This is a genomic window from Streptomyces sp. NPDC052496 (assembly GCF_040679095.1).
Classification (GTDB): domain Bacteria; phylum Actinomycetota; class Actinomycetes; order Streptomycetales; family Streptomycetaceae; genus Streptomyces.
The window spans coordinates 1-26923 of record NZ_JBFAUH010000045.1 but is presented as its reverse complement, the minus strand read 5'-3'; the positions used below and the strand labels follow the sequence as shown (position 1 = coordinate 26923).

Annotated in this window: 23 protein-coding genes and 3 pseudogenes; 9 read left to right on the top strand and 17 right to left on the bottom strand. The window is 72.3% G+C overall.

Translation table 11 applies throughout. The features are described from left to right. Positions 1-94 precede the first annotated feature (94 nt). The 8 genes from AB0L45_RS37125 to AB0L45_RS37090 all read right to left on the bottom strand — a co-directional run bounded on the left by AB0L45_RS37125 (position 95) and on the right by AB0L45_RS37090 (position 9609). On the bottom strand, positions 95-1534 hold the full coding sequence (locus AB0L45_RS37125) for an MFS transporter (RefSeq protein ID WP_365848137.1): 1440 nt from the start codon (positions 1532-1534) through the stop codon (positions 95-97). Next, positions 1531-2478, bottom strand: coding sequence for a nucleoside hydrolase (locus tag AB0L45_RS37120; RefSeq protein ID WP_365848135.1), 948 nt, complete (start codon positions 2476-2478; stop codon positions 1531-1533). Before AB0L45_RS37120 ends, AB0L45_RS37125 begins: the two co-directional genes overlap by 4 nt. A gap of 296 nt (positions 2479-2774) precedes the next feature. Further along, positions 2775-4388, bottom strand: a complete 1614-nt coding sequence (locus AB0L45_RS37115; RefSeq protein WP_365848133.1) for an ATP-dependent DNA ligase — start codon at positions 4386-4388, stop codon at positions 2775-2777. A 72-nt stretch (positions 4389-4460) separates the two neighbouring features. Beyond that, complete coding sequence (locus AB0L45_RS37110) at positions 4461-5357, bottom strand: carbohydrate ABC transporter permease (RefSeq protein WP_365848131.1); 897 nt, start codon at positions 5355-5357, stop codon at positions 4461-4463. Then, positions 5354-6235, bottom strand: coding sequence for a sugar ABC transporter permease (locus AB0L45_RS37105; protein ID WP_365848129.1), 882 nt, complete (start codon positions 6233-6235; stop codon positions 5354-5356). The genes AB0L45_RS37110 and AB0L45_RS37105 overlap by 4 nt, the downstream gene beginning before the upstream one ends. A gap of 40 nt (positions 6236-6275) precedes the next feature. Beyond that, positions 6276-7616: an ABC transporter substrate-binding protein gene (locus tag AB0L45_RS37100; RefSeq protein WP_365848127.1), complete on the bottom strand. Its 1341-nt coding sequence runs from the start codon at positions 7614-7616 to the stop codon at positions 6276-6278. 46 nt (positions 7617-7662) lie between these two features. Next, positions 7663-8496, bottom strand: a complete 834-nt coding sequence (locus AB0L45_RS37095) for a PfkB family carbohydrate kinase (protein ID WP_365848125.1) — start codon at positions 8494-8496, stop codon at positions 7663-7665. Positions 8497-8580: 84 nt separating this feature from the next. Then, positions 8581-9609 (bottom strand): SIS domain-containing protein, encoded by a 1029-nt coding sequence (locus tag AB0L45_RS37090; protein WP_365848123.1) that lies wholly within the window; start codon positions 9607-9609, stop codon positions 8581-8583. 158 nt (positions 9610-9767) lie between these two features. Here AB0L45_RS37090 and AB0L45_RS37085 point away from each other — a divergent pair, with 158 nt between their 5' ends. Beyond that, positions 9768-10841: a LacI family DNA-binding transcriptional regulator gene (locus tag AB0L45_RS37085; RefSeq protein WP_365848121.1), complete on the top strand. Its 1074-nt coding sequence runs from the start codon at positions 9768-9770 to the stop codon at positions 10839-10841. 95 nt (positions 10842-10936) lie between these two features. Here the strand turns inward: AB0L45_RS37085 and AB0L45_RS37080 are convergent, their stop codons facing one another. Next, positions 10937-11902 carry an NAD(P)-dependent alcohol dehydrogenase gene (locus AB0L45_RS37080; protein WP_365848119.1) on the bottom strand — a complete coding sequence of 322 codons (966 nt, stop codon included), beginning with the start codon at positions 11900-11902 and terminating at the stop codon, positions 10937-10939. A 101-nt stretch (positions 11903-12003) separates the two neighbouring features. Here AB0L45_RS37080 and AB0L45_RS37075 point away from each other — a divergent pair, with 101 nt between their 5' ends. Beyond that, positions 12004-12684, top strand: a complete 681-nt coding sequence (locus AB0L45_RS37075; RefSeq protein ID WP_365848117.1) for a TetR/AcrR family transcriptional regulator — start codon at positions 12004-12006, stop codon at positions 12682-12684. Positions 12685-12838: 154 nt separating this feature from the next. Here the strand turns inward: AB0L45_RS37075 and AB0L45_RS37070 are convergent, their stop codons facing one another. The 4 genes and pseudogenes from AB0L45_RS37070 to AB0L45_RS37055 all read right to left on the bottom strand — a co-directional run bounded on the left by AB0L45_RS37070 (position 12839) and on the right by AB0L45_RS37055 (position 16136). Further along, entirely contained in the window at positions 12839-13321 is a 483-nt protein-coding gene (locus tag AB0L45_RS37070; protein ID WP_365848115.1) for a nitroreductase family deazaflavin-dependent oxidoreductase, read from the bottom strand. A 125-nt stretch (positions 13322-13446) separates the two neighbouring features. Next, positions 13447-14235, bottom strand: a pseudogene (locus tag AB0L45_RS37065) (helix-turn-helix transcriptional regulator); the annotation flags it as partial. 85 nt (positions 14236-14320) lie between these two features. Beyond that, positions 14321-14719 carry a YkvA family protein gene (locus tag AB0L45_RS37060; RefSeq protein WP_365848113.1) on the bottom strand — a complete coding sequence of 133 codons (399 nt, stop codon included), beginning with the start codon at positions 14717-14719 and terminating at the stop codon, positions 14321-14323. A gap of 223 nt (positions 14720-14942) precedes the next feature. Then, the gene (locus AB0L45_RS37055) at positions 14943-16136 is read right to left on the bottom strand and encodes an acyltransferase (RefSeq protein WP_365848111.1); all 1194 of its coding nucleotides are present in this window, start codon (positions 16134-16136) and stop codon (positions 14943-14945) included. Between the two features lie 461 nt (positions 16137-16597). Between AB0L45_RS37055 and AB0L45_RS37050 the strand changes: the two genes are divergently transcribed. Next, complete coding sequence (locus tag AB0L45_RS37050) at positions 16598-17509, top strand: serine protease (RefSeq protein WP_365848109.1); 912 nt, start codon at positions 16598-16600, stop codon at positions 17507-17509. A 61-nt stretch (positions 17510-17570) separates the two neighbouring features. Here AB0L45_RS37050 and AB0L45_RS37045 read toward each other — a convergent pair whose 3' ends face one another. Both AB0L45_RS37045 and AB0L45_RS37040 read right to left on the bottom strand, forming a co-directional pair. After that, positions 17571-19397 carry an asparagine synthase-related protein gene (locus AB0L45_RS37045; protein ID WP_365848107.1) on the bottom strand — a complete coding sequence of 609 codons (1827 nt, stop codon included), beginning with the start codon at positions 19395-19397 and terminating at the stop codon, positions 17571-17573. 6 nt (positions 19398-19403) lie between these two features. Continuing rightward, the gene (locus AB0L45_RS37040; RefSeq protein WP_365848105.1) at positions 19404-19544 is read right to left on the bottom strand and encodes a lasso RiPP family leader peptide-containing protein; all 141 of its coding nucleotides are present in this window, start codon (positions 19542-19544) and stop codon (positions 19404-19406) included. A 209-nt stretch (positions 19545-19753) separates the two neighbouring features. Here AB0L45_RS37040 and AB0L45_RS37035 point away from each other — a divergent pair, with 209 nt between their 5' ends. Next, positions 19754-20092, top strand: coding sequence for a hypothetical protein (locus AB0L45_RS37035; RefSeq protein WP_365848103.1), 339 nt, complete (start codon positions 19754-19756; stop codon positions 20090-20092). 12 nt (positions 20093-20104) lie between these two features. On the opposite strand, the gene AB0L45_RS37030 is transcribed toward AB0L45_RS37035, so the two are convergent. Continuing rightward, positions 20105-20914, bottom strand: coding sequence for a DeoR/GlpR family DNA-binding transcription regulator (locus AB0L45_RS37030; RefSeq protein WP_365848101.1), 810 nt, complete (start codon positions 20912-20914; stop codon positions 20105-20107). Positions 20915-20945: 31 nt separating this feature from the next. Next, positions 20946-21998 carry an NAD(P)-dependent alcohol dehydrogenase gene (locus AB0L45_RS37025; RefSeq protein ID WP_365848099.1) on the bottom strand — a complete coding sequence of 351 codons (1053 nt, stop codon included), beginning with the start codon at positions 21996-21998 and terminating at the stop codon, positions 20946-20948. 474 nt (positions 21999-22472) lie between these two features. Here AB0L45_RS37025 and AB0L45_RS37020 point away from each other — a divergent pair, with 474 nt between their 5' ends. The 5 genes and pseudogenes from AB0L45_RS37020 to AB0L45_RS37000 all read left to right on the top strand — a co-directional run. Further along, the gene (locus tag AB0L45_RS37020) at positions 22473-24761 is read left to right on the top strand and encodes a SpoIIE family protein phosphatase (protein WP_365848097.1); all 2289 of its coding nucleotides are present in this window, start codon (positions 22473-22475) and stop codon (positions 24759-24761) included. Between the two features lie 170 nt (positions 24762-24931). Beyond that, positions 24932-25633: a TNT domain-containing protein gene (locus AB0L45_RS37015; protein ID WP_365848095.1), complete on the top strand. Its 702-nt coding sequence runs from the start codon at positions 24932-24934 to the stop codon at positions 25631-25633. A 30-nt stretch (positions 25634-25663) separates the two neighbouring features. After that, positions 25664-25936 carry a hypothetical protein gene (locus tag AB0L45_RS37010; protein ID WP_365848093.1) on the top strand — a complete coding sequence of 91 codons (273 nt, stop codon included), beginning with the start codon at positions 25664-25666 and terminating at the stop codon, positions 25934-25936. A 35-nt stretch (positions 25937-25971) separates the two neighbouring features. Beyond that, positions 25972-26657 (top strand): annotated as a pseudogene (locus AB0L45_RS37005) (virginiamycin B lyase); the annotation flags it as partial. A gap of 114 nt (positions 26658-26771) precedes the next feature. Continuing rightward, positions 26772-26923, top strand: a pseudogene (locus AB0L45_RS37000) (IS5/IS1182 family transposase); the annotation flags it as partial.

The following is a 26923-nucleotide window of genomic DNA, read 5'->3' as shown; positions in this document are numbered from 1 at the left end:
ATTCCCGCACGCTGGGCACCTTCCGCCACAGACGACGGCCCGGCCTCCCCTCGGACGAGGAGAGACCGGGCCGTCCGGTGCCGCTCAGCGGCGTTCACTCATGCGCTTCGGCTTCCACCGGCTTCGGGATCAGGAACGACGCCAGGAGGGCGACGGCCATGATGACGACGCCGGCGATCATTCCGGCGGTGTAGCCGGAGGCGGACGACGGGTCGTCGGCCGGCATGGCGGTCTTGACCGCGTACAGGGCCGCGAAGCTGAGGCCGGAGCCGAGGTTGAAGGCACCGGCGTTCAGGCCCGGCAGGAAGCCCGGGTTCTCCTTGGGCGACAACACGATGCCGAGCCCGTTGAGCACGATGTTCGCCACGCCCGCGTAGGTGATGCCCACCAGGATGGAGGCGGCCAGCAGCAGCCCCCGCGAGTGGGCGGAGAGCGTGACGATCATCAGGACGACGGTCGCCGCCGCGCCGACCAGGCCCAGCCGCAGGATGCGCCCGTACCCGAACGTCGCCGCGAGCCGGCCGGCGACCGGGCCCATGGCCAGGCCCGCGATGGCGTACGGGGTCAGCGTCCACCAGGCGGACTGCTCGGCCGACATGCCGAGTCCGGCCTGCGCGTCCTGCGCGAAGGCGGGGATGAGCCCGTTCATGACGGCGAACACGCCCGTCATCGTCAGCATCGTGGTCAGCAGCGTCGCCCAGGTCGAGCGCTGCCGCAGGTGCCGGGTGGCGACCAGGGGGTGCCCGGAGCGGTCCTCGGTGCGCCAGAACAGCCAGAACGCGGCCGCCGCCACGACCACCAGCACCGCGATGAGCGGCCAGTTCGCGGCGGCCAGCTTGCCCGCCTCGTTGAGCGCGACCAGCAGCGAGCCGACCGACACGACGAGCAGCACGACGCCCGGCCAGTCCATCCGGTGGCTGTCGGGCGCCTTCGACTCGGGGGCCATGACCGCGACGAGGGCGGCGGCGATCGCGGCGACGACGGCCATGGCCCAGAAGACCGCGGCGAAGCCGTGCCGGTCGGCGAGGTAGCCGCCGGCCAGGGAGTCGACACCGGCGATGCCGCCGTTGACCGCGGTGATCACGCCGAGCAGCGTGCCGTACCGCTTGGGCTCGGTGACCTCGACCCGCAGCATGATCAGGCACAGCGGTACGGTCGGCCCGGACACGCCCTGGATGACGCGGCCGACGAACAGCATCGGCACGCTCTGCGCCAGCGCCGCGACGATGCAGCCGACGACCATCAGGGCCATCATCCCGGCGAGCACCTTGCGGCGGCCGATGATGTCACCGAGCCGCGGCAGGAACAGCGAGAACAGCGCCGCCGAGGTGAAGAAGGCGGTCTGGGTGAGCCCGATCTCGGCCGAGGTGGCGCCGAGGCTGTCCTCGATGCTCTTCAGCGCGGGGCTGAGCATGCTGGCGTTGAGCTGGAAGGCCACGCAGGCCACCAGCAGCGCGGTGACCAGCACGCCGATGCGTACGGTGCGGCCCGGTCCCGCCGTCTCGGCGGCCCGGGCGGTGTGCGGCGCGCTCATGCCTCGACGTCGCCGATGCGCTCAAGGGCGTCCACCACGAGGTTCCAGAACCGTTCGTGGTCGAGCTTGACGGCGACCTGGGTACGGCAGTCCTCGGGGATCGGCCAGCGGAAGTCGGTGACGGTCATGCCCATGGTCAGGCCGCCGGTCAGCTCGATGTCCACCGGGGCCTTGCGGACGGTCATCACGTCCGGGTCGATGACGTAGGCGACGGCGCACGGGTCGTGCACCGGCGGGAACTCGAAGCCCTGGTTCTCCCGGTAGGCGTCACGGAAGAAGTCCAGCAGTTCCAGGACGAACTGAGCGGGCTTGGTGCCGACGCCGGCGATCTTCTTGGTGACCTCGGGGGTGGCCAGCGCCTGGTGGGTGAGGTCCAGGCCGACCATGGTGACCGGCCAGCGCTCGTTGAAGACGATGTGCGCGGCGTGCGGGTCGATGACGATGTTGAACTCGGCGACCGCGCTCCAGTTGCCCTCGTGGAAGCCGCCGCCCATCAGGACGACCTCGCGGACGCGCTCGGCGATCCGGGGCTCCTTGCGTACGGCGAGGGCGATGTTGGTCAGGCCCGCGGTGGGCACGATGGTGATCTCGCCCGGTTCGTGGGACATCACCGTGTCGATGATGAGGTCGACGGCGTGCCGGCGGTCGAGCTCGATGTCCGGCTCGGGCAGGTCCGGGCCGTCCAGTCCGGTGTCGCCGTGGATCTCGGGCGCGTTCTCGATGGTCCGGACGAGGGGCCGCGGGCTGCCGGCCGCGAAGGGCACGCCGGTGATGCCCGCGATGCGGGCCACGGACAGCGCGTTGCGGGTGACCTTCTCCAGGGTCTGGTTGCCGACCACGGTCGTCACGGCGACCAGGTCGATGTCCGGATTGCCGTACGCCAGGAGCATGGCGATGGCGTCGTCGTGCCCGGGGTCGCAGTCGAGAATGATCTTTCTGGCCAACGGAAGAGCCCCTTTGCTCAGCTGAAGGTGTTGAAGTGGATCTTGGGGTGCACAGCAGAAGGGCTGTTACCGGAGAGCACGGACGGACGACGGTGCGCCGACCGGGCGGGCGAGGCCGACCGCGGCTGGTGCCACCGGACACCTCCCCTTCGACACGGATCGGGAAATCGATTTCATGAAGGCGCTGCCTCCACACGGGGCCCTGACCAGCGGTCGGGGCCCTGTCCTGTCATAGTGCCAGAGCAGGCGGGCACCGCGGACATCCGGGGCTCCGGGCCCGGCGGTACGCCCGCCCGTCAGCCCGCGGCGCCCGGCCCCTCCGGGGCGTCCGGTGCCTCGCCCTCCCCCGGCCCGGCGGGCGCCTCCGGCCCCGGCCGGTCGTGCGCGGCGAGGACCGTCTCGACCGTGTCCGCCTCGGCGGCCGTCTTGTCCTCGCGGTAGCGCAGCACCCGCGCGAAGCGCAGTGTGACGCCCGCCGGGTAGCGGGTCGAGGTCTGCAGACCGTCGTACGCGATCTCCACGACCAGCTCGGGGCGTACGGTGACGACGTAGCCGGTCTCGTCCACCGCCAGCTCGCGCAAACGTTCCGTCTGCCAGGCCAGCATGACGTCGGTGAGGCCCTTGAAGGTCTTGCCGAGCATGACGAACGTGCCGTCCGGGCCGCGCGCGCCGAGGTGGAGGTTGGACAGCTTGCCGGTGCGGCGGCCGTGCCCCCATTCGGCGGCCAGCACCACCAGGTCCAGCGTGTGCACCGGCTTCACCTTCAGCCAGGCGGCGCCGCGGCGGCCCGCGCTGTACGGCGCGTCCAGCGCCTTGACCATGACGCCTTCGTGGCCGCGGCGCAGCGTCTCGGCCCAGAAGTCCTCGGCGGCCCGGCGGGCCGCGGTGTCGGCCGGGTCCTCGACCACCGTCCGGCGTACCCGCCGCTCCTCCGGGACCAGCCGGACCAGTTCCGCGTGCCGCCGGTCACCGGGCAGGTCAAGGAGGTCGTGACCGTCCACGGCGAGCACGTCGAAGAAGACCGGCGACAGCGGCAGCGCGGCCTGCGCGGCGGCCACGTCCACGCGCGAGCCGAACCGGCCCGCGATCTGCTGGAACGGCAGCGGCCGCCCGTCGTCGCCGAGCGCGATCACCTCGCCGTCCAGGACGAAGCAGGGCGCTTCCAGGGCGAGCGCGGCCTCGGTGATCTCGGGCAGCCGGTCGGTGACGTCGTCGAGGGTGCGGGTGTAGATCCGTACGTCCGTGCCGTCGCGGTGCACCTGCACCCGGATGCCGTCCAGCTTCTCCTCCACGGCGCACCGTCCGGCCTTGTCGACCGCCTCCGCCAGGGATTTCGCGCCGTGCGCCAGCATCGGGCCGATGGGGCGCCCGACGGTGAGCCGGAAGCCGGCCAGCGCCGAGGGGCCCTCCGCGAGCAGACCGCGGGCCACCTCTTCCAGGGATCCGGCCAGCATCACGGCCCGCCGTACGTCCGCGACGGGCACCTCGGCCGCCGCCGCGATCGCCTCGGCGGCCACGGCGTCCAGCGCGCCCTGCCGCACCTCGCCGGTCAGCAGCCCCACGAGGAAACGTTGCTCCTCCGCGGTCGCCGCGCCCAGCAGCTCCTGGACGAGACGCCGCCGCTCGGCCTGGGAGCCGGGCCCCGCGACGGCGGCGAGCGCCGTGAGGGCCGCGTCGGTGCCGAGCACGGTCAGGGTGGCCGTGCCGGCGGCCGGCACGGGGTCGCGCAGGACGCTCCAGCCGACCCCGATCCGGCCCTGCGGCAGCCGCCCCGCCAGGTAGGCGATGGCCACCGGAGCGTCGTCCGGCTCGGCCTGGCGGAACAGTTCGGCCAGCAGCTTGATCTTCTGGGACCGCGCCGAGGTGGCGGCGACCTCTCCGGACACATGGGCGAGACGGGCCAGCAGCATGGAGCCATCCTGCAACGCCGACGCCGCCCTCGCACGATCACGCGCGCCGGTGCGCTCCCCCGCCGCCCGCGTTCATTTGCCGAACCCCTCGGACAGCCCCCGGACGAAGTGCCGCTGCGCGACCAGGAAGATCACGATCATCGGCAGCGCGGCGATGGTCAGCCCCGCGAAGAGCATCGGCCAGTCGGAGTTGAGCCGCCCGGCCAGGTCGGCGAGGCCCACGGGCAGCGTCTTGAGGTGGTCGTCGGTGATGAAGACGAGCGCGAAGGCGTATTCGTTCCACGAGAAGAGCGCCTGGAGGAGCGCGGCGGAGACCAGGATCGGGCGCGCCATCGGCACGACGATCCGCCAGAAGGCCTGCCAGCGGCTCGCCCCGTCGATCAGGGCCGCCTCCTCCACCTCCACCGGCTGGCCCAGCAGGTAGGCGCGGATCAGGAAGGTGGTGAAGGGGACCTTGAAGGCGGTGTAGAGGACGATCAGCGCCCAGTACGTGTCGTAGATGTGCAGCGCCTGGAGGAGCTGGGTCAGCGGGACCAGCGCCACGGTCGGCGAGAGCATCATGGCGCCGAGGACGAGCAGCAGCGCCGGCTGGGAGTACGGGATGGCGAGCCGGGTCAGCCCGTACGCGGCCCAGGCACTGATCAGGACGACGGCGAGGACGCTGGCGGCGGTCACGAGCGCGCTGTTGAGCAGGTAGCCCAGCACGCCCTGGTGCCACGCGTCGGCGTACGTGCCCCAGTCCGGGTGCGCGGGCAGCCCCCACGGGTCGGAGAAGATCTCCCCGTTCGTCTTGAGGCCGGACAGGGCCATCCAGCACAGCGGGTAGACGACGGCGACGGCGAGCGCGGCGAGCGCGCAGTACGTGAGGACGCGCAGCACGGGCGAGCCGGACCGGGCGGGCTTGCGGCGCTCGCCTGGTGCGGCGGGCGGGGCCTCGGCCGGTGCGGGCTCGTGCAGGGTCAGGGTCATGCCGCTACCGCCTTCCGGCGCGAGTGGAGGAGCTGGACGGCGCCGGCCACGAAGGTGATGGCGAACATGACGGTGCCGATGGCCGCGGCGTACCCCATGTCGTCCCCGGTGAAGGCGCTGGCGTACAGCCAGGTGCCCAGCGTCTGGCTGGAGTTGGAGGGGCCGCCGCCGGTCATCACCATCACCTCGTTGAACACGAGGAACGCGCCGGAGACGGTGAGGATGACGAGCAGGGTCGTCATCTCGCGGACCATCGGGACGGTGACGGCGAAGAAGGTGCGGACGCGGCCCGCGCCGTCCACCGTCGCCGCTTCGTACAGTTCGCGCGGGATGCGCTGGACGGCGACCGTCAGCAGCATCGTGGTGTAGCCGAAGGACTGCCACTGGCTCATGGTGACGACGCCCCAGATGGAGGTGGCCGGGTCGCCCAGCCAGTCGTGCGCGAACCGGCCGAGTCCCAGGGTCTCCAGCGCGCTGTTGAGCAGGCCCGCGTCGGGCTGGTAGAGGAACTGGAAGAGCAGGCCGGCGACCGTCATGGAGACGGCCGCGGGAACGAAGTAGACCGTACGCAGCAGTCCGCGCAGCCGCCGCCCCATGACGCCTTCCAGGATCGCGGCCAGCACCAGCGCCGCTCCCACCTGGAAGACGACCGAGGTGAGCGCGTAACAGAGGTTGTTGGTCAGCGCCTTCCAGAAGACGGGGTCCTGGAGGGCCTGCCGGTAGTTCTCCAAGCCGACGTAGCGCATGCCGGGCTGGAAGACGCTGAACTTGAAGAGGCTCAGCCGGATGTTCTCCACGATCGGGTAGTACACGAACAGGGCGATCAGGGCGAGGGCGGGAGCGGCGTACAGGGCGTGGCGGAATCGGCGTCGCTGCATGACGGCGGCACCTCCTTCGGGAAGTCGGTTCGTACGGGGCTCAGTCGCGGACGCGGAAGCGGTGGGCCTGCTCGGCGCCCTGGCGCACCTGGCGCACCGCCCGGGCCGCGTCGGTGCGGCCTCCGAGGACGGCTTCGGCCGCCGACAGATAGGGGTTGACGATCTTGTCGTCGGCTCGGGTGTCGAGCCAGAGCGCCAGGTCCCGGCCGGCCAGCGTGCGCTGTGCCTCGGGCAGTCCCTTCAGGCGCGCCGCGTCCGCCGTGCCCTTGACCGCGCTGAGCCAGCCCAGTTCGCGCACCATCGTGCGGGCCTGGTCGCGGCCGGTGAGGAACTTCAGGAAGTCGACGGCGAGCGCCTTGTTCGGGGAGGAGTTGGCGACGAGCAGCCCGTCCGCTCCCCCGGCGACGGCGCGGGGGGAGCCCGCGGCGCCCGGTATGGCGGGCATGGTGAAGAAGTCCCAGCTCTGCGCGAACTTCCGCGGAGCGCCGCCCTTGGTGCTCAGGTAGGAGAACTCCAGTGTCTCCAGGTACTGCATCGCGGCCTTGCCGTACAGCAGCCGGGTCTGCGCGGACTCGTGGCTCATGCTCGTGCCGGACGGCCCCATACAGCGCTTCCTGAGCTGCGCGAGGTCGGCGAAGGCCCGTTCGTAACCGGGGTGGCTGAAGGCCTCCGGGCCCCCTTCGCCGTCGTAGTCCCTGGCCAGGACGGCGGCCGGGACCTCCATGGCGTTGAACTGGGTGAGCAGGTGCCCGGCGGGCCAGCCGTACTGGTTGCCGAAGGCGAGCGGGAGGTGGCCCGCCTCGGAGATCCGGTCGCAGGCCGCCAGCAGTTCGGGGAAGGTACGCGGCTCCCGCGCGACCCCGGCCTTCGCGAAGATCTCCTTGTTGTACGCGAAGACCTTGGCGTCCCGGTTCAGCGGCACCCCGTACGGGTACCCGTCGAAGGTGAACGCGTCCAGCGCCGCCGTCTCGAAGCTGCGGCCCCACGCGGTGTTCTTGAGGGGTTCCGACAGGTCGGCGGCGAGCTTGCCGTCGGCGAACTTGCGCGCGTACCGGCCGGACCAGGCGAAGTAGATGTCCGGCATGTCCCGGGACGCGGCCAGCACCGCGATCCGGTCCTTGTAGGGCTGGTCGCCCACGGCCTGGAGGTCGATGGTCACGCCCGGGTTGCGGCGCTCGTACGCGCGGACCGCGCTGCGGAAGTACGGGGCGTACTCCGGATCGGCCCACTTCTCCAGGATGGTGAGGTGTCCGCGCGGCGGCCCGTCGAGGGCGAAGTCGTCCGGAGTGACGCGGACGGGGGCCTGCCCGCACCCGCTGACCAGCAGGGTCAGCAGGGCGACGAGCAGACAGCCGGCGACGGCGGCGGGAGTGCGGCGCATCGGCTCTCCTGGCGGGGTCGGCTCTCCCTGGCGGGGAGGGCTGGGGTCAGGGACATCTCGACGGGTCATGGGGGTGCGCGCCGTCGAGGGCGAGGGGCCGGCCGAAGGCGCCGGGCAGCGTGCACACGGCCGCGGCGTACGTGGCGGCGTACCCGGCGGCGTCGGCCAGCGGGCGGCCCCGGTGGAGGGCGAGGTGCAGGGCGGCGATGAAGGAGTCGCCGGCGCCGAGGGTGTCGGTGGCGCGGACGGGCACGACCGGCTGGTGGTGCGTGGTGCCCTCGTACGACAGGTACGCGCCCCGGGCGCCGCGCGTCACCACGGCCAGCTTCGCGCCGAGGCGGTGCGCGCGGGCCAGCAGCCCGACGGCTTCGTCCGCGTCCGCGTCGGGCCGGGAGAGGACGGCGCCGCGGACGAAGGGCAGCAGCGGTTCGGCGTAACTCCAGGGCCGGTCCGAGAAGTCGAAGCTCACCGGGCAGGCGGCGGCGAGCCGTGGCAGCTGCCGCTCCATGCCGCTGCAGTCGCCGGTGTGCACCAGGTCGAAGCCGCACAGCCAGCGCAGGTCGGCGTCGTCCGGGGTGAACAGGGAGATCGTCTCGTCGCAGTCCCCGAAGGTGCGGTTGCCGTCGGCGTCGAGGTGGACGGTGGCGTACGCGTTGGGTCCGTCGGCGATACGGGACCGTTCCGTCGATACGCCCTCGGCCGCCAGCGCCGCCCGTACGTGCCGGCCGGCCGCGTCGCTGCCGGTGACGCCGAGGTAGGCGGCCTCGGCGCCGCAACGTGCCGCGTGCACGGCCACGTTGAGGGCGTTGCCGCCCGGGTACATCAGTCCGCGCCCGGGATAGCGATCGACGACGTTGTCGCCGAGTCCGCAGATGCGCATACCGCTCTTTCCTCCAGTCGGCTCCGGTGAGGGCCGGCCCGGCGCGCCGACGCGCACCGGGCCGGGCGAACGCGGCGGCGCGGCTCAGTACTCGACCTGGAACATGTAGCGGCGCTTGTCGAGGTCGTGGCCGCGTACGGACTCGTAGTGGCGGGCCAGCCGGGTGCCGAAGACGTCCAGCGCGATGGGCGTGATCTCCCCGCGCAGCTCCTCCGGGACGCCGGGCAGGGTGAAGAGCCGGGAGTCGACGTAGTGGGCCTTGCGGGTGTACTTGTCGAGAAAGCGCTTGGTGCGCTCGGCCATCGGACGGGTGGCGTCCTCACCGAGGAAGAGGATCACCGGCTGGTCCTCGGTGACGACCTCGAAGGCGCCGTGGAAGAACTCACCGGCGTGGTAGCTGCCACCGTGCTTCCACTGCATCTCCATCAGGTAGCACATGGTGAAGCCGTAGCCCGCGCCGTAGTTGGGGCCGGCCGAGAGCACGTACGTGACGGGTTCGTCGGCGAGCGCGGTGGCGATGGAGTGGGCCAGCTCCTCCCCCTCCTCCTGCGCGCGGTACAGGGCGTCGGGCAGCGCTTCGTAAGCCTTGCGGACGGCCGCGTAATCGCCTTCCGCCCCCGTCTTCTCCAGCAGCGCGTACGCGAGCTGCCCGAAGAGCACGCCCTTGGGGGCGACGACGGTGTCCTCGCTGCGGTACGTGAACGCGATGTCGGCGGCCTGCGCCAGCGGGCTGTCGTCGTCACGGGTCAGCGCGGCGACCCTCGCGCCGGTGGAGCGGGCGTAGTGGGCGGCGGCGACGGTCTCCTTGGTGGTGCCGGTGTGCGAGGAGACGAGGACGAGGGAGCCCTCGCCGAGCAGCGCGGGCTTGCGGAGGTTGAACTCGTCGCTGTTCATGTGGAAGACGGGGAAGCCGGCGCGGGTCTCCAGGAGGAAGTGCACCGGGTAGGAGGCGGTGAGTGAGCCTCCGCAGCCGACCAGGAAGACGTTGCGCAGGCCGCCGTCGACGGTCTCGGCCACGAAGTCGCGGGCCGCCTCGTTCTGGCTCAGGGCGAAGGCCACGGCCTCCTTGAAGTCCTCGGTGATGGGCTTGAGGGGCAGGGTTGCGGTGGTCACGCGGATCCTCTCCGAGCAGGTTGGGAACGTTCCCAATATAGGCCGGGAACGCTCCTGGGCGGATAGTTGGGAACGTTCCCATCGGGAATGCTGGGAACCTTCCCACCGCCGTCGGCAGGGCGTCAATACCCCTGCACAGCCGATAGCCTGGCGAGGCCATGACGACGAACCGACGCAGCGGCCCGCACCGGCCCGCCACGATCCCCGACGTCGCCCGCGAGGCGGGCGTCTCCCGCTCCACCGCCTCCCGGGCCCTCGCCGATTACGGCTCCGTCAGCCCCGAGGCCCGCGAACGCGTGCGCGCCGCCGCGCAGAAGCTGGGCTACCGCCCCAACCAGCTCGCCCGGTCCATGATCACCGGACGTACCCACACGCTGGGCGCGGTGATCGCCGACATCCAGAACCCGTTCTTCGCGGGCGTCACCCGCGGCATCACCGACGCCGCCCGCGCCGCCGGCTACCAGATCCTGCTGGCCAACACCGACGAGGACCCGGCCGCCGAACGGGCCGCCGTGAAGACCCTGCGCGACCAGCACGTCGACGGCCTGATCGTCTCGCCCGCCTCCACCACGGACACCGCCCACCTGACCGCCGCGCACACCGGCGGCTGCCCGGTCGTCCTCCTCGACCGGCGCGTGCCCCGCCTCGGCCTGGACTCCGTCGCCGTCGACAACCACGGCGCGGCCCAGGACGCCGTACGCCGCCTGCTCGCCGTGGGACACCGCCGCATCGCCCTGGTCAGCCTGGTCGGCAACGACGCCACCGACGATCCGGTGGACCCCGGGTCCACCGGCCTCGCGCGGATAGCGGGCTACCGCGCCGCACTCCGCGAAGCGGGCATCGACGACACCGGCAGATACCTGCGCACCGGCGCCTTCCACGGCCAGGACCCGGCCCTTCTGGCCCGTGACCTGCTCGACTCCCCCGAACCGCCCACCGCCGTCTTCGCGACCGACAGCCTGGTCGCCCTGGGCGTCCTGTCCGCCGCACGCGAGCTGAGCCTGCGCATCCCCGAGGACCTGTCCGTGATCACCTTCGACGACACCGACTGGGCCCGCGCCGTACGCCCCCGCGTCAGCGTCGTCGCCCAGCCCGTCCAGGAACTCGGCGCCCAGGCCGTCCGCGCCCTCGTCAACCGCATCCAGGGCGGTACCCAGCCCCCCGAACACCTCACCCTCCCCACGGAGTTCGTGGCGCGGGAGTCGGTGGCGCGGGTGCGGAGGGGGGCCTGAGGGGCCGGAGGGCCGGGGGCCGGGGTCCGCTACGAGGCGACCGTCCTCGTCGCTGCCCTCAACGAGTGGCGGTGATCAGCACCTCCGCAGACGTCCTACGCGACCCTGACCACGTACTTGCCCTGGACGCCGCCCGCCTCCAGCGCCCGGTGTGCCGCTGCTGTCTCCTCCAGGGGGAAGACCGTGTCCACCGCAGGGCTCAGCTTGCCCTCGACCACATGGCGGGCGAGGTCGTCGAAGTCCGCTCGCGTGGGGTTGCCGCTGAAGAAACGCACCCGGCCGTGTCCGTGGACCGTGCCGGCCGCGAGGTAGCCGAGCGACGCCGCGGGCCGTTTCAGGTCGAAGGCGATGGTGACCATGCGCCCGCCCGGATTCAGCAGGCGCCGGAAGGCCCCCAGGTCGGTACCCGCGGTGTCCAGGACCACGTCGAAGCGGCCCAGTTCCGCCGGCCGCACGGTCCGGTGGTCGACGGCCTTGTGCGCGCCGAGCCCGCGGACGAAGTCGAGGTTGGCTGCCCGGGCCAGGGCCGTGACCTCGGCACCGTACGCCCGTCCGAGCTGGACGGCGGCGTTGCCGACACCGCCCGCCGCGCCCCGGACGAGGAGTCGTTCGCCGGGGCGCAGCCCGGCTTTGTCCCGCAGCGCGGTGATGGCCGTGGTGGCCACCGGCAGCGCGGCGGCGTCCACCGGGTCGAGGCCGTCGGGGAGCCGGCCGACCCGCTCGGCGGGCACGGTCACGTACTCGGCGGCGCTGCCGAACCCGGCGGTGCGGCCCAAGACCCCCCATACGCGGTCGCCGGCCGCGAACCGTGTGACTCCGGCACCCGGTGCGGCGACCTCGCCGGTGAAGTCCAAGCCGACGCGCTTGGGGAATTTCCGGCCGCTCAACAAGCGGAGACGGCCGGCACGTACTGCCAGTTCGCCGCCGTTGACGCTGAACGCGCGCACCTTCACGAGGACTTCGCCTGAGGCCGGCTCGGGTCGTGGCACGCGGCCCGTATAGAGCACCTCGGGGCCGCCATAGCGGTCGTAGAGCACTGCCTTCATCATGCGGTCGTTCATCGTTCTGCCTTTGCCGCCGGGGGCCGTCCAGGGATCTGGCACCGACCGTAAGCTCTTGAGTGGACGCAATCGTCCGCTTGGACCGGAAGCGAGAGACAGTGATGGCGGAATTCTCTCGGATCACAGCCCGGGACGGGGTGCGGGCGGACGCCCGGCGCAACCGGGAGCGCGTCCTCGTCGCCGCCCGTGCGGTCTTCGCTGAGCACGGAATCGACGCCCCGATGGCGACCGTGGCCCGACGGGCCGGGGTCGGCGTGGCGACGCTGTACCGGCATTTCCCGACCCGGGACGCCCTGGTGAGAGGCGCGTTCGCGCAGCAGATGGAGACCTGCGCGCGGGCGCTCACCGAGGCTCTGGCCGCCCCTGACCCGTGGCAGGGCTTCCAGCAGCTGGTCGAGACGGTCTGCGCTCTGCAACGGGAGGAACGCGGGTTCCCGGCCGCGTTCGTCGCGGCTTTCCCGGAAACCGCGTCGGAGCACGCGCGGTCCCGGCAACGAGCCGAGCGGGACTTCACGACCCTGGTACGCAGGGCCCAGGCGTCGGGCGCGCTGCGGGCCGATTTCCACCCTTCCGACCTCGCCGTGGTCCTGTTGGCCCACTGCGGTCTGGTGACCGCCCTACCGGATGACGGTGCAGCGTCCCGGCGCCTGGTGGCCTATCTGCTCCAGTCGTTCCGCACCGACACGGCCGACAAACCGCTGCCCCCGCCGGCCGCACTGACACTGCGCAGCCTCCCGATGGCAGCTACCAGTCCCCAGGGGCAGCGGCCCCCGAGAGGCTGACAAGAACCGACGCGCTCCGGCGCAGCCAGGGAGCGGCACTGTCCGTCCTGGCCCAGCCGGAGCACCCGGACGCTCTCACGAGCAGCTGGGCCGCCTCCCGGGCCAGGAAGCACCGCCTCGCCAGGAACACCGCCGCGGGCAAGGGGGCTGAAGCTCAGTCGCCCGTCGGCGCCGAGGCCTTCGCCGGGCCGGCCAGGTGCTCGGGTTCGAGTACGAAGACCGGGATCACGCGGTCGGTCTTGTCCTGGTACTCGGCGTACGGCGGATACGCGGCGACCGCGCGCTGCCACCACTGGGCCTTCTCGTCGCCGGTGACCTCACGGGCCACCATGGGACGGCGGACGGGGCCGTCCTGGAGATCCACGTGCGGGTCGGCCTTGAGGTTGAAGTACCAGACCGGGTGGCGCGGGAAGCCGCCCTTCGAGGCCACCGCCGCGTACCGCCCCCCGTGCTCCACGCGCATCAGCGGGATCTTGCGGATCCTGCCGCTCTTCGCGCCGCGCATCGTGACGATGACGACCGGCAGGCCCGTGTCCCAGAGCGTGGTGCCCTGGGTGCCACCCGAACTCTCGTACAGCTCGACCTGGTCGCGCACCCACTGCGCCGGACTCGGCTCGTACTCGCCCTCAAGAGGCATCGTAGGCACCCCATTGCCGTGGACGGATGGTGTCGGGACAGTCCAGCACAAGCCTCGCGCGAAGGGGAGACCGCCGTTCCCGCGCTGCCGGCGACTTCACTGAGGCGGCAGGGTGCCGAGGAGGTGAGGGAGCGGGCGCTGGGGGAGGCCGGTTCGGTGTGGTGGATGACGAGTTGCTGTCCGGGGGCGTCGCGGACGTCGAAGGCCTGGTACGTGAGGTCGAGCGGGCCGACGTCCGGGTGGTGGAGGTGCTTGGCGTCCTGGGTCTTGCCGCGTACGGCGTGGGTGTCCCGGAGGCGGGCGAAGTCCGTACTGTGCTCGGTGAGGGTGCGCACGAGTGCGCGCAGCCGCGAGTGGCCTGGGTCGTGACCGGCGGACTGGCGCAGGGTGGCGACGGTGGCTTCGGCCGCCTGGTGCCAGTCCGCGTAGAAGCCGCGGCCCGCCGGGTCGGCGAAGACCATACGGGCCAGGTGGTCCGCCGGCCGGAACGGGGAGAAAAGGGCCGCGGCCGGGGCGTTGACGGCGAGAAGGTCCAGGGCCGGGCTGAGGACGAAGGCCGGCGTGTGCCGGTAGCCGTCCATCAGCCGGCGCAGGGCGGGGCTGACCTGCGCGGCGGAGTGGACGGAAGGTTCAGCGGGCGGCGCGGCACCGGCCAGCCGGTACAGGTGGGTCCGGGCGTCCGCGTCGAGGCGTAGGGTGCGGCCGAGCGCGTCGGGCACCTGCGGCGAGGGGTTGCGCTCGCGTCCTTGTTCCAGGCGGGTGCAGTAATCGGCGTTCGTCCCGGCCAGGACGGCGACTTCTTCGCGGCGCAGCCCGGCGACCCTGCGCGTCCCGTAGCTCGCCATACCGATGTCCTCCGGCCGCAGACCGGCGCGGCGGGCGCGCAGAAAGTCCTCCAGGTGGTTGTGGTGCATGGGGTCAGGCTGTGCGGCGGTTCGGCGCGCTGCCTGGGTGTGGCGCACCCAGGCAGCGGACGCCCTGACCGGTGTCTGTACGCCGTCACGCCTCCGCCTCGATCTCCGGCGGCGGCGCGGACCGTTTGCCCCTGCTCCCCCTGCCCCCCTTACCCCTCTTGCCCTGTTTGTCCTCCTCACCCTCCTCGCCCTCCTCGCTCCCCCTGCGGAGGCCCGAGGCGTCGGCCGCCGCCTGCAGTGAGCGCAGGGCCAGCAGGAGTACGCCGATGTCGTCGAGCAGGACCGGGTCCGGCAACAGATCGACCGGGGAAATCACGTAGAGCAGCGCGCCCCAGTACGCGAGCTTGTTCTCCAGGGGTACGCCCGCGTCGCGCAGGGCGCTGCGCGCGCGGACCACCTTGACCAGGAGCACGATCGCCGCGCCGACCATCGCCGCGAGCAGCACCGCCAGGACCACCACGATCGCCCACATCTCACCGCTCATCCCTGACGCCTTCCCTTCGTCGCGTGGGGAATGCCGGTCAGCACCGGCATTCTTCGTCCGGTACGGCCGGCACCCACCTCAACGAGCGGCCGGAGAAAGCGAAACGGCGTGGGAGAAAGGGGGCCAGGGAGCGGCGTGAGAGGGAGGTACGGGAGGGGATGCGGGAGGGCTCACGGGGTGGGTGGGGCGGGAGTTCCGCGGGACGCGCCGGCCAGCCCTGATCTCAGTGCAGCAATTCCGGATCCGGTTTGCGTTCCTCTCGCACGATTTCCCGGCGTTTCCCCGCGGGCATTCCGGAAGCACCCACCGCTTTCCCTCGTGAATGGAATCGCATTTCTTCCACGCTTTTCTGCATGGACCTACGGAGTTTCCTGCCCAGCGGCCGTTCCACATAGCGGTGCACCAGCCAGGAGAGGGCCAGCATGAGAATGACGATCCCCGGCAGCAGGAGAAGCGCGGGCACACGGTCACGCAGCAGGTCGATCAGGGTGAAACCGACATACATGTGGAGCAGGTACAGCGGATAGGTGAGCGATCCGGCCGTGGACAGCCAGCGCCACTGGAGTGTGTCGAACCAGCCGAGCGCGATGGCCGCCATCAGCGCGAAAGCCGCCAGGACGGCCAGCCGTACCGGCCACCCCTGCGCCATGTCCGCCTTCGCGCCGAGATTCATCACCAGCCGGCCGTGCAGATAGTGCTGGGCCAGCAGGAAGGAGACCGCCACGATCGCCCAGAGCAGGACGGTGGGCCGGAAACGGTGCATGAGGTAGAAGGCGATGCCCGCGATGAAGTACGGGGAGTACGGTGCGATCGCCCACACCGAGAGCAGGTCGCTGTTGGACTTCAGCGCCACCACGCCGGCCACGGTCCACAGGCCGCAGAAGAGTACGCAACGGCGGTACGTGACCCCGCGGAAGACCACGACCGCGAAGAGCAGGTAGAACTTCAGCTCGATGAACAGCGTCCAGTAGGCGTCGTCCACGTCGGGCACCCCGAGCCCCTGCTGGAGCATCGTGAGATTGGTCAGCACCGTCTCCCAGTTGTCCGCGCTGCGGACGTTCGGCCACACCGTCAGGACCGCCGCCGTCAGCAGTACGGCGACCCAGTAGGCCGGATAGAGACGGGAGACGCGCGATGTCACGAAATCACCCAGAGAACGCCCCCAGGCGCTCATGCAGATGACGAACCCGCTGATCAGAAAGAAGACCTCGACGCCCAGCCAGCCGTACTCCGACAGGTGGTAGACGACCGGGGAGAATGCGTGCGGATCGTCACCCCAGCCGTCGCGCAGGGTGATGTAGTGATACGCCAGGACCATCAGGGCGGCCAGCAGTCGCAGCCCGTCGAGGACACGCAGTCTGGGCCGCCGCACCTCTCCCTGCGGGCCGGGAGGGTGGTGGGGCGCAGCGTAAAGCATCCGGGTCCTTAACGACGGTACGGCGGCAATCTGTCCGAGTTTTACGGTAAACAGCGGAAAATGCGCGAACGGATCGCGGAGTTTAGCGTACGACACCTCACCTGCCTCATGTCCAGAACGCCCGCGAACTTCTTGGAGTGGGCTGCGGTGCAGGTCGACGCGGTATCGCCGGACGGCGCTGTACGCGTTCGTGAGAAACACATGAGAAATCGGTACGGCAGCCAACCGGACGGACACGGAAACGGTCGCCTCCGGACGCCCCCGGAGCGACCGGCGGGGCGCAGCCGCAGCAACCCCCGCGGCGCCCACCCCCGACCCCGGCCCCTCCCCGGCCCCGCCCCCTGACCCGAACAACTTTCCGCCGGTTACGCCGAAGTTGTTGCCACCAGCCTCAGTTGCCCCAACAATGCGCACGTCAAAGCCGAAGGAACTTCGGCCACAGCTTCTGAGAGGACCCCCACATGAGAAGCCCTCTCGTCGGTGCCCTGGCCACGGCCGTCCTGGGTACCGCGGCCCTCGTGGGCACCGCCGGAACCGCCGGCGCTGCCACGCTCCCGGACACCGCCGGACACACGGCGGCACCCTCGCTCCAGCGCACGACGGACACCACGCTCACCGGAACCGATGCGGCGGCTTCCCGGGCGGTGTCCTTCGCCGGCACGGTGGCGCTCAGCAACTGCTCCGGATCGATCGTGCGGATGCCGAATTCGGCCGACAACGATCCCGCTCTGGTCCTGTCCAACGGACACTGCCTGGAGAGCGGGATGCCCGGTGCGGGCGAGGTGATCGTCGACCGCCCCTCCAGCCGCAGCTTCACGGTGCTCAGCGCCTCGGCCGGCAACCTCGGCACCGTACGCGCCACCAAGGTCGTCTACGGCACGATGACCGACACCGATGTCTCGCTCTACGAACTTTCCTCGACCTACGCCCAGATCAAGCAGCGCTACGGCATCAAGGCCCTGGACATGGCCACCACGCACCCCGTCAAGGGCGCCGCGATCAGCGTGGTCTCCGGTTACTGGAAGAAGACCTACAACTGCAACGTGGACGGTTTCGCCTACCGGCTCAAGGAGGGCGACTGGACCTGGAAGGACTCGGTCCGCTACACCTCCCCGTGCAAGGTCATCGGCGGCACCTCCGGGTCGCCGGTGATCGATGTGGCCTCCGGCAAGGTGGCGGCCGTCAACAACACGATCAATGAGAGCGGCCAGCGCTGCACGCTCAACAACCCGTGCGAGGTGGACGCCAACGGCCAGGTGAGCGTACGCCGGGGCATCGGCTACGCGCAGGAGACGTACGAGATACCCAAGTGCTTCGGCACCGGCAACAAGCTCGACCTGGGCCGGCCGGGCTGCGTCCTGCCCAAGCCGTAACCCCCAAGCCGTAACCCTGCTCCGCCCCGTCGGCGGGCGCCGCGCGCGCCCGCCGGTGCGGTCATCCGCCGGGCGGCCTGATCGCGGAACGCAGCCACACCTCGCAGGCCAGGGTGGTGTCGAGGGCGCGTATCACGTCGGGCGGCAGGTGCGGCCGGGCCAGGTTGGCCGCGAGGGCCGCGGTGTCCAGGAGCCCGGCGCGGGCCAGGCGCGACTCGTTGAACAGCTCGGCGAGGGCGGCCCGGTTGCGGCGCAGGGCGAAGTAGAAGTCGGCAGTGTACTCGCCCTTGGTGGTCCGCGCCAGCAGGTCGTCGGGGACGACACCCCGCATGGCGGTGGCGAGCACCGGCTTGTAGCGGTCGGGAGCGCCGCGGTCGGCGACCCGTACGGACAGCGCGGCCTCGATCACACCGTCGTCCAGAAAGGGCGCGGCGTACGGCAGCCCCAGCGCGGACGCGGCCCGGTCGACCTGCCGGAACGCGTGGCCGCACATCCGCACACCGGCCAGCGCGGCGTGCTGGCCCCGCTGCGCGGCGAGCGCCTCGGGGGCTTCGGCGGCCACTTCGCGCAGGACGGAGCGGGCCGCGCGGACCGCTGCCGGGGTGGCCCACGGCGGCATGGGCGTGAACGTCCCCCAGGCCGTGCCGGACGTGAGGTGCGCGGGAGGCGGGTTCGCCGGGTCCGGGGCGAGGTGGTCGGCCCAGGCGGTCAGCCACCGGCTGAAGGTGCCGCGGTCCGCCAGTCCGCGCAGCAGCGGCCACAGCGGCTGGGGGCGGCCCGCACGCTGCCTGCGGACGCGGCCGGGCACGGTCCACGGATGGCTGCGCAGGACGTCGTGGAGGTACGGAGGGAGCGCGGCGAACAGTTCGTCCCCGCCGCCTCCCGACAGGTGCAGCGCCGACCCGCGCGCGGCCATCAGCCCGGCGAGCGTGGCGAGTTTGGCGCTGTCCCGGACCCAGACGCCCGGCTCGTCCCCGGCCTGGTCCAGGCTGGTCATGCCGCTGAACCACAGGGGCGCGCCGGCACGGTCGGGCACGACGTGCTCGGCGCCGGGGAGCCGGGCGGTCGCCCGCGCGGCCCAGGCGGCATCGTCGTTCGCCGGGTCCACGCTCTCCCAGCGGAAGGTGACCAGGCGGGCCGGGCCGCGGGCGGCGAGGAAGCACAGGCTCGTGGAGTCCATCCCGCCGGACAGGTCCGAGCTGACGGTCTTGCGGTCGGCGGTGCAGGAGCCGACCGCGGCGGCCAGCGCCTGCCGTACCGCGTCCGCCCCCTGTGCCGGCGGGAGTTCGGGGCTCGGCGGGGTCCACCACCGCCGGGCCGTGGCCCGGCCGTCCGCCTCCACCAGCAGACCGTGCCCGTCGGGTACGGCGTGCACGCCACGCCACAGGCAGCGGCTGTCGGCGAGCGGATACGGAGGGGGCGTCGCCAGCAGGCGGAGCGCCAACTGCCGTACGTCCACGGGGGCGCCGAGCGCGGACGCCAGGATGTCGGCGCGGCTCGCCGCCACCGTCACACCGCCGATCCGGGCGTGAAAGACCCGGCGTACGGCCGAGGCGCTGCCGCGCACGCGGACCCGGCCGCCCGCGGAGACCGCCGCGTGGAAGCTCCCGGTCAGCCCGGCGAGCGCGTCCTCGGCGCCGGTGACGTCGCGGACCCGGCGCAGCCGGTCCGTGAGCGCGCCGGCGGTGACCGGGCACCGCCCGATCACCGCCAGCCGCGCCGTCCCCACCGCGGCGGTCACCACGTGGCCGGCGGGCCAGCTGCCCACCAGCCACGGGCGGCCGGAGTGGTGGGAGACCACCTCGGTCGCACCGGACCGCAGCACGTCCGCCGCGGCCGGTCCGCCCGCACCGTCGGGGAGGACCGCGAACCACACCTCTTCGGTCAAGTCCGGTCAGCCCGTCGGCGGGATCTGCCAGTACCAGGGGGCGTAGCCGCCCTCGAAGAACGTGCCGGTGTTCGAACCCAGTGTCAGCTCGGCGAAGTCGCCGATCTCCTCCACGACGGGCGGCTCGTACAGGGTGTCCGGTTCCACGACGCTCCCCTCTCCGCGCGGGGGCCCCCGGCTCTCCGACCGCTTCGGTGCCGCCGGGCCCGGCGCGCCCAGGGCCTGCCCAACCCGGCACCTCCGTACGCCGGACGGCGGCTGCCTTCACCCGGCGGGGTGATGGGCCCGGGAACCCGTGCGAAGCGCGGCGGCCGGGCCGACGGGCGGCGCGGTCGGCGGTGTGGCACCGTCGGACCATGAACGCGGCATCCGACATCCGGTCCCAGGCCACCACCCTCGCCCGCGACCTCGGCGGGCCGTGGCAGCCGGACGACGCCGACCGCAATCTGGCCCTGGCGCTGGTCCTGGCCCGGGACGACAACGGCGGCCGGCTCACCGCCCCCCTCATCACCCACATCCTGCTCAGCGCGTCCTGGGGCCTGAAGCCCATCGGCGCCATGTACCAGCTGATGGCCTGTACCGCCGATTTTCTCGACGACCCCGGTCAGTGCGGCTCCGACAGCGGCCGGGCGGCCCTGGCCGACGTCAACCGCCTCCTCGACACGGTGGCCGCCCTGCCGCCGGAGGACAGCTGACGGGCGCCCGGCTCAGTCCGTGCCGGGCTCGACGACCTGGACGGCGGCGCCGGTGGCCCGCAGGGCGTCGCGTTCCGCGGCGGGGGTGGCGCTGTCGGTGACGACCGTCCCGTAGAGCGCGGCGGTGCCGTACCGGTACGTGGCCCGCTTGCCGAACTTGGAGCCGTCCACGACCAGTACGGCCTCGTCGGCGGCGGCCAGCATGGCCTCCTTGACCTCGGCGTACTCCCGCAGCGGGTGGTACAGCCGCCCGTCGAGGACGGCGGTGGCGGACATCAGTGCCAGGTCGGCGTGGAGCCGGGACAGGCCGCGGGTGACCTCCGGGCCGGTACAGGAGTTGAACTCGCTCTGGTAGCGGCCGCCGAGCAGGGTGACGTCCACGCCGGGCGCCGCGCCGAGGCGCTGCGCCAGACCGACGGAGTTGGTGACGACGGTGAGCCGCGCGGCCCGGTCCTGCTGGGCCAGCATCCCGGCCAGCGGGTAGAGGGTGGTGGAGTCGTCCATCAGCAGGGTGCTGCCGGGTGTGATGCGGCGGGCCACCGCGGCGCACAGTGCCGTCTTGACCGTCAGCCCGGCGCTCTGCCGGAAGCGGGTGGCGGTCTCCATGGTCAGCGCGGGAAAGGCGACGGCCCGGCCCCGTTCCTTGCGGAGCAGCCGGCGTCCGGCGAGGTCGTCGAGGTCGCGGTGCATGGTCATCAGGCTGACGCCGAAGCGGTCGGCGAGCGCGTCGATGCGCAGGGCGCCGTGGTCGGCGACGTACCGCAGGACGGCCTGCCGCCGCTGTTCGACGGCGGCCTGCGAGAGCCGTGCCTTGGCGGGCATCCGGCGTTCCTTCCCTCCGGGTCCGCGGTGGTCAGCTGGGCAGCGGACGGACCACGGGCTTGATCGTCGTACGGTCACGGGCGGCCGCGGTGAGCGCCTGCTCCGCGTCCTCCAGCCCGTACCGGTGGGTGACCAGCCGGTCCAGCCGTACGTCGCCCGAGGCGGCCAGGGCGATGGCGGCGGGCCAGGTGTTGGCGTACCGGAAGGTGCCGGTGACCTCGATCTCGAAGTTTTGCACATGGGCCAGCGGCAGCGGCACGGTGTCTCCGCCCATCCCCACCAGCACCGCCCGTCCGGCGCGGCCGACGGTCCGGATGCCCTCGTCGGCGACGGCCGGGACGCCGGAGCACTCCAGGAGCACGTCGGGGACGTACCCGGTGTCGGCGAGCCGGGTGGTACGGACGTCGACGGTCTCGGTGGCGCCCAACTCCCGGGCCAGGGCGAGCCGTTCGGGGGCGACGTCGGTGACGACGACCTCGGTGGCGCCGAAGGCGCGGGCAGTCTGGACGGCGACCAGCCCGATCGGCCCGGCGCCGGTGACCAGCACCCGTGAGCCGGTGCCGACGCGGCCCTTGCGCGCCGCCCACACGCCGACGGACAGCGGCTCCAGCAGGGCGGCGGTCTCGGCGGTGAGCGGGTCCGGGACGGGGTGGGCGAAGTGCTCGTCGATGGCGACGTACTCGCACAGGGCGCCGTCGACCGGCGGGGTCGCGTAGAAGGACACCTCGGGGCACAGGTTGTAGCGGCCGTGGCGGCACTGCGTACAGGTGCCGCACGGTACGCCGGGTTCGAGGGAGACCAGCTGTCCCGGCCGGTGGCGGGTGGCGCCGGGACCGAGGGCGGCGACCGTGCCGCCGGGCTCGTGGCCGAGCACCATCGGGGCGCGGACGACGAAGTCACCGATCCGCCCGTGCTCGTAGTAGTGCACGTCGGAGCCGCAGATGCCGACGGCCTCGACGCGGACGAGCACCTGCCCGGGCCCGGGGACCGGCACGGGCCGCTCCTCGATCCGCAGGTCCTTCGGTGCGTGCAGGACGGCGGCGCGCATGGTCGCGGGTACGTGGGCGGGCAGCTGATCAGGCATGAGCGGGCGTCCCTCGGGGTCGGCGGGCGACATCGCGCGGATGACGGTGAGCGGCATTCTTAGCAGAAGACACCAGCATTGTTAACACATATTGCGTGATGTTGCTGGGGGTGGGGGCGCGGGTCACGTCACGGCGCCGCGGCTCCGCGCACCTTCGGGTCGTGCGGTATCGGTCAATGACCGATCGGCTTCGCACTCGCGGGGACGGCAAAGCAAAGGCCGTGGACATTACCGGCCACCTCCCGCGGTGATCGGCCGGGCACTGTTAGATATCAGCCGTCATGAGGCAGGCTCCCCCGACCGGGCGCGCGCGTGCACGTCTTCCGTGCGCCGCCCGGAGAACCCGTGGGGCGGGCACAGGTGCCTTCGAAGAAGCGACGAGGTGCCATGGTCCGGTGCGACAGCGGCGTTGCCGGCTCCCGGCCGGAAGAGGGCGGTCCCCCGCGCGGGGCCGGGCCGACGCCTGGGGCCGCGATGAGTGCCGCGCGCGTCGCGGAACTCCTCGTCAAGCACCTCGGGTGCGACGAGACGCAGGCCCGCGCCTGTGCGAACGGGCTGCTGTCGGCGCCCGGCCCGACCGCGCCCGGCCCAGCAGCCCCCGGCCCGATCGCCCCCGTACCGGTGAGCCCCGCCGCCGGCGCCTCCGGAAGCAGCTCGGCGGCTTCCGCCAGAACCGTGTCCGGCACCGGCAGCCTGACGTGCGGCGACGGGAAGCACGCCGTTCGGGCGCCCGGGTCCGACGGCCGTGGCGTAACGGTCCCGCACCACCCTGCGCCGGCCGGCGGCGCCGTGGAGCTGACCACCGCCCGCAGCCCGGTGGAGCTGGCTCGACGGCTCTACGAACGGGCCGAACCCGCGGGCACCACCGCGGTACTGCTGGCCGTGCTCGACATGGACGGCGTACTCCGCATGAGCGGGGCCGCCGGCCCGGCCGCACAGACGGCCGGCGACTGGTCGCGGATGCCCCTGCACCGCGTCCTCCCACCGGTCCGCCCGGCGGGGACGGATGAGCAGCTGTGGCTCGACGACGGGGCCGGCGGCCAGGTGCTGACCTGGGTCTCGGCCGGAAGCGACGTACCGGACCCGCCCCGCCCGGCCGGGGTCAAGGGGCCCGGCACCGACAGCGCCACCCTGGTCTGCGTGGTCAGCGTCGTCCTGCCGGGGCCTCTGCCGCCCTCTCCCGCCGTCAGGAACCGGCTGGAAGCGCTGACCGACTGCGCCGGGCAGCGGCTGCGCGGTCTGGCTGCCCTGGGGCTGCCGGACGACGCCGTGCGGACGGCCTGGCTCGGCTCGGTCCTGGACGCCATTCCCGTACCGGCGGCGCTGCTCTTCCCGGTACGCGGCCCGCTCGGCCGGATCGTCGAGTTCACCATCGACCGCTGCAACGCGCACGCCACCGGCCTCCTGGGCCGGACGCCCGAGCAGATCACCGGCGGCCGGCTGCTCGACGTCTTCCCCGGCATGGCCCTCTCGGGCATCTTCGACGCGTATGTGAAGGTGCTGGAGACCGGAGTCCCGCTGGACCGGGGCCCGTTCCCGTACGAGGAGCCGCTCCGGGGCGTCCTGCATCCGGCCGTACTGAGCGTGCGTGCCCGGCGGGCGGGCGGTGGGCTGCTGGTCAGCTGGCAGTTCCACGACGAGCAGGCGCGGATGTCGGCCCGCGTCGACGACGCCGAGCGGCTGGCCGACCTCGGCTGGGCGGAGTGGAACCTGGCCACCGGTGAGGCCACGTGGTCGCGACGGGTGTACGACATCCTCGAACTCGCCCCGGACCGCGCGCCGCTGTCGCTGAGCGCCCTGTCCGCATACGTCGTCGAGGAGGACCTGCCGGTCGTCGTCCGGGCCGTGCAGTCGCTCTCCCGCAACCACGGCCCGGTGTGGTTCGAGGTCCGTACCCACGCCTCCAACGGGCCGCGCCATGTGAGCGTCAACGCCGAACTGGTCCGCGACAGTCTCGGCAACCCGGTGGCGCTGCGCGGTGTCGTCCAGGACGTCTCCCGCGTCCGGCGGGTGGAGGCGGCGCTGGACGCGTCCCGGCGGGAGGCCGAAGGCCGGCAGCTGCGGATGGCGGAGGAGCTGCAACTGGCCCTGCTGCCCCGCGCCCACACCGCCCTGCCGGGCCTGCGGGCGGCCATCCGCTACCAGCCCGCCGAGAACTGCGCCCGGGTGGGCGGTGACTGGTTCGAGGCGACGCCGCTGCCGGACGGCCGGGTGCTGATCGCCATCGGTGACGTGCTCGGGCACGGGCTCCAGGCCGCCGCGGGCATGGCGCAGTTGCGCAACGCGCTGCTCGGCATCGCGTACACCGGAGCCGACGCGGCCCGCATCCTGACCTGCCTCAACCTCGTCGCCTTCCACGGCCACGACGAGTCACTGACCGCCACCGCCGTCGTCGGGCACTTCGACCCGGCGCGGCGCACCCTGTCCTGGGCCCGCGCCGGCCACCCGCCGCCCGTGCTCGTACGCGGCGGCCGGGCCACCGAACTGGTCAACGACGACGGGACCTCGCTCGGCGCCGGCCTCGATCCCGGTTACGCCTGCAAGACGCTCGCCCTGATCCCCGGCGACCGCCTGATCCTCTACACCGACGGGCTGGTCGAGCGCCGCGCCGACCGGGCCGGCGACCGCGAGGACCTGCTGCTGTCCACCGCCCGCCGCGGGGCGGCCGGCAGCCCCGAGGAGCACCTGCGGACCCTGCTGTCCGCCCTGCACACGAACCCGGAGGACGACACCTGCGTCATCGTCCTTCACGTGGGGAGTTGACGCTGCCGGGAGCGGCATGGCGGGCCTGCTTCGCACCGGCCTGCCTCGGCCTGGTCCGGTCCGGCCTGGCCTGGCCTGGCCGGAAGGCGACGCGGCCATGACACCCGAGAGACGGTACGTCTACGCTGCGGACGTCCTGATAGGTCATCAGCGCGTGAAAGGGCTCCCGCGTGAACCGCATCCGCACCATATGCGCCGCTCTCGGCCTCGCCGCCGGCCTGATGGCGGCCCCGGCCGCGAGCGCCGCGCCGCTGCCGGACGACCGTACCGCCACCGCACCGGTCGCCGCGTCACAGCAGCACCGGCCCAGCCCCGAGCCCTGCACGGGAGCGTTCCACGGTGACGCCCGGCTCGGCCCGAAGTGGCTGCCCACGAAGGAACAGGCCCCCGTCGGCCCGCTCCTCAAGAACTACAAGAGGACGGGCAAGCTGCCGGCGCCGGCCTTCCTGAAGAAGTACTGGACCGGGCCGGCGGACACCGGCGGCTGGAAGTACCCGCCCAACGACGGCTTCGGCGAGGTCAACGGCACGGTCGACAAGGAACCCGCGAAGCTGCGTCCGGGACAGCGGCTGGACCGCTTCGGCTCCGAGTTCGGCGGATTCCTGGCACCGGCGGGCGACCCGTACGCCGAACGCTCCCTGCCCCCGCAGAACCTCGTCACCCGCGAGCCCGCCGCGCCGTGCGACTACCACGTCTACAAGGTCGCGAAGCCGTTCTGGGTGTGGCAGGGCAGCATCGCCCCCTGGTTCGAACAGCCCGGTGGCGGACAGCAGATCAAACTGGACGCGGTGTTCCTGGACCCGGGCCAGGGGCAACGGCTGAACGTGAAGTGGCTCGTGGAGCACGGCTTCCTCACACGCGTGGCCATCTGAGCACCCTGGCCACTTGGACACCGTGACGAGATGAGCACCATGGCTCCCCCCGAAGGCACGGACGCTCCCCCGGACCGCCACGCGACGCGGGCCGCACTGCGCGCGGCGGGGGTCGCCGACAGCCACTACCGCATCGAAGGCGTGCACGAACCGGTCCCCACGCCCCCCGACTTCCTGTTCCTGCGCCAGGCCCAGGACGGCTCGTGGGAAACCGGCACGTACGAACGCGGCGCCACACACGGCATCACCCGCCACCCGACCGAAACGGCGGCCTGCGCACACCTGTTCCGGCTGCTCACCTGACGGCGTGGCCCCCGAAGCCCCGGCAAGGAGTTCTCGTGCGTCCTTCCGACACCCCGGCCATCACGGAGATCGCCGTCGCAGGAAAGGAAGCCGGGCCTTACGGCATCGCTGCCGGACCTGATGGTGCGCTGTGGCTCACCTTCGTGCACAGCGGCCGCATCGCGCGGCTCCCACTCGACGGCGAACTCGCCGGACATCCCCTGGACTCGGCCGGGTGCCGCCCTACGGTCATTGCTCCCGGGCCCCACGGGGCCCTGTGGTTCGCCCGGTCCCAGGACCACCGGATCGGCCGCGTGACCACCGACGGCAGCACGGAATCCTTCGCCGTACCGACTGCCGACAGCGGTCCCTCCGGCATCGCGGCCGGTCCGGACGACGCGATGTGGTTCACCGAGATGCATATCGACCGTATCGGCCGCATCACCGGCAAGGGAGAGATCACCGAATTCCCCCTCCCGCACACGGGCGCCTTTCCCTCGGCCATCACCGCAGGCCCTGACGGAGCCCTGTGGTTCACCCTCAACCAGGCGAACGCGACGGCCGCATCACCGTCCACGGCCACCTCACCCTTCACCCGCTCCCCACTCCCGGCGCCGCACCTATGGGCATCACCAGCGACGGCGTCGCCCTGTGGTTCGTCGAGATCGCGGCGGGACAGATCGGCAGGATCTCGGTGGATGGCAAAACCAAGGAGTTTCCGCTTCCCCACCGCACGGCCAGGCATCGGGCCTACGACCTCTTCCGGCGGTGGCAGCGCGACGGCACCTGGAAGCGGATCTTCGAGCACCGGCAGGCCGAGGCCGAGGCGAAGGGCCTGATCACGTGGGATGTCAGTGTGGACTCCACGATCGCCCGCGCGCACCAGCACGCCGCCGGGGCCCGCAAAAAGGGCATCTGCCGAAGAGCCTCCTGGCGGCGTCGACACCGAGCCCGACGACCACGGCCTCGGACGCTCGCGCGGCGGACTGACCACCGAGCTGCACCTCG

Bases quoted from the DNA above. Each gene is read 5' to 3' on its own strand.
- AB0L45_RS37125 (WP_365848137.1), bottom strand. From the start codon at position 1,534: ATGAGCGCGCCGCACACCGCCCGGGCCGCCGAGACGGCGGGACCGGGC.
- AB0L45_RS37115 (WP_365848133.1), bottom strand. From the start codon at position 4,388: ATGCTGCTGGCCCGTCTCGCCCATGTGTCCGGAGAGGTCGCCGCCACC.
- AB0L45_RS37110 (WP_365848131.1), bottom strand. From the start codon at position 5,357: ATGACCCTGACCCTGCACGAGCCCGCACCGGCCGAGGCCCCGCCCGCC.
- AB0L45_RS37105 (WP_365848129.1), bottom strand. From the start codon at position 6,235: ATGCAGCGACGCCGATTCCGCCACGCCCTGTACGCCGCTCCCGCCCTC.
- AB0L45_RS37100 (WP_365848127.1), bottom strand. From the start codon at position 7,616: ATGCGCCGCACTCCCGCCGCCGTCGCCGGCTGTCTGCTCGTCGCCCTG.
- AB0L45_RS37095 (WP_365848125.1), bottom strand. From the start codon at position 8,496: ATGCGCATCTGCGGACTCGGCGACAACGTCGTCGATCGCTATCCCGGG.
- AB0L45_RS37085 (WP_365848121.1), top strand. From the start codon at position 9,768: ATGACGACGAACCGACGCAGCGGCCCGCACCGGCCCGCCACGATCCCC.
- AB0L45_RS37080 (WP_365848119.1), bottom strand. From the start codon at position 11,902: ATGAACGACCGCATGATGAAGGCAGTGCTCTACGACCGCTATGGCGGC.
- AB0L45_RS37075 (WP_365848117.1), top strand. From the start codon at position 12,004: ATGGCGGAATTCTCTCGGATCACAGCCCGGGACGGGGTGCGGGCGGAC.
- AB0L45_RS37070 (WP_365848115.1), bottom strand. From the start codon at position 13,321: ATGCCTCTTGAGGGCGAGTACGAGCCGAGTCCGGCGCAGTGGGTGCGC.
- AB0L45_RS37060 (WP_365848113.1), bottom strand. From the start codon at position 14,719: ATGAGCGGTGAGATGTGGGCGATCGTGGTGGTCCTGGCGGTGCTGCTC.
- AB0L45_RS37055 (WP_365848111.1), bottom strand. From the start codon at position 16,136: ATGCTTTACGCTGCGCCCCACCACCCTCCCGGCCCGCAGGGAGAGGTG.
- AB0L45_RS37050 (WP_365848109.1), top strand. From the start codon at position 16,598: ATGAGAAGCCCTCTCGTCGGTGCCCTGGCCACGGCCGTCCTGGGTACC.
- AB0L45_RS37035 (WP_365848103.1), top strand. From the start codon at position 19,754: ATGAACGCGGCATCCGACATCCGGTCCCAGGCCACCACCCTCGCCCGC.
- AB0L45_RS37030 (WP_365848101.1), bottom strand. From the start codon at position 20,914: ATGCCCGCCAAGGCACGGCTCTCGCAGGCCGCCGTCGAACAGCGGCGG.
- AB0L45_RS37025 (WP_365848099.1), bottom strand. From the start codon at position 21,998: ATGCCTGATCAGCTGCCCGCCCACGTACCCGCGACCATGCGCGCCGCC.
- AB0L45_RS37020 (WP_365848097.1), top strand. From the start codon at position 22,473: ATGAGTGCCGCGCGCGTCGCGGAACTCCTCGTCAAGCACCTCGGGTGC.
- AB0L45_RS37010 (WP_365848093.1), top strand. From the start codon at position 25,664: ATGAGCACCATGGCTCCCCCCGAAGGCACGGACGCTCCCCCGGACCGC.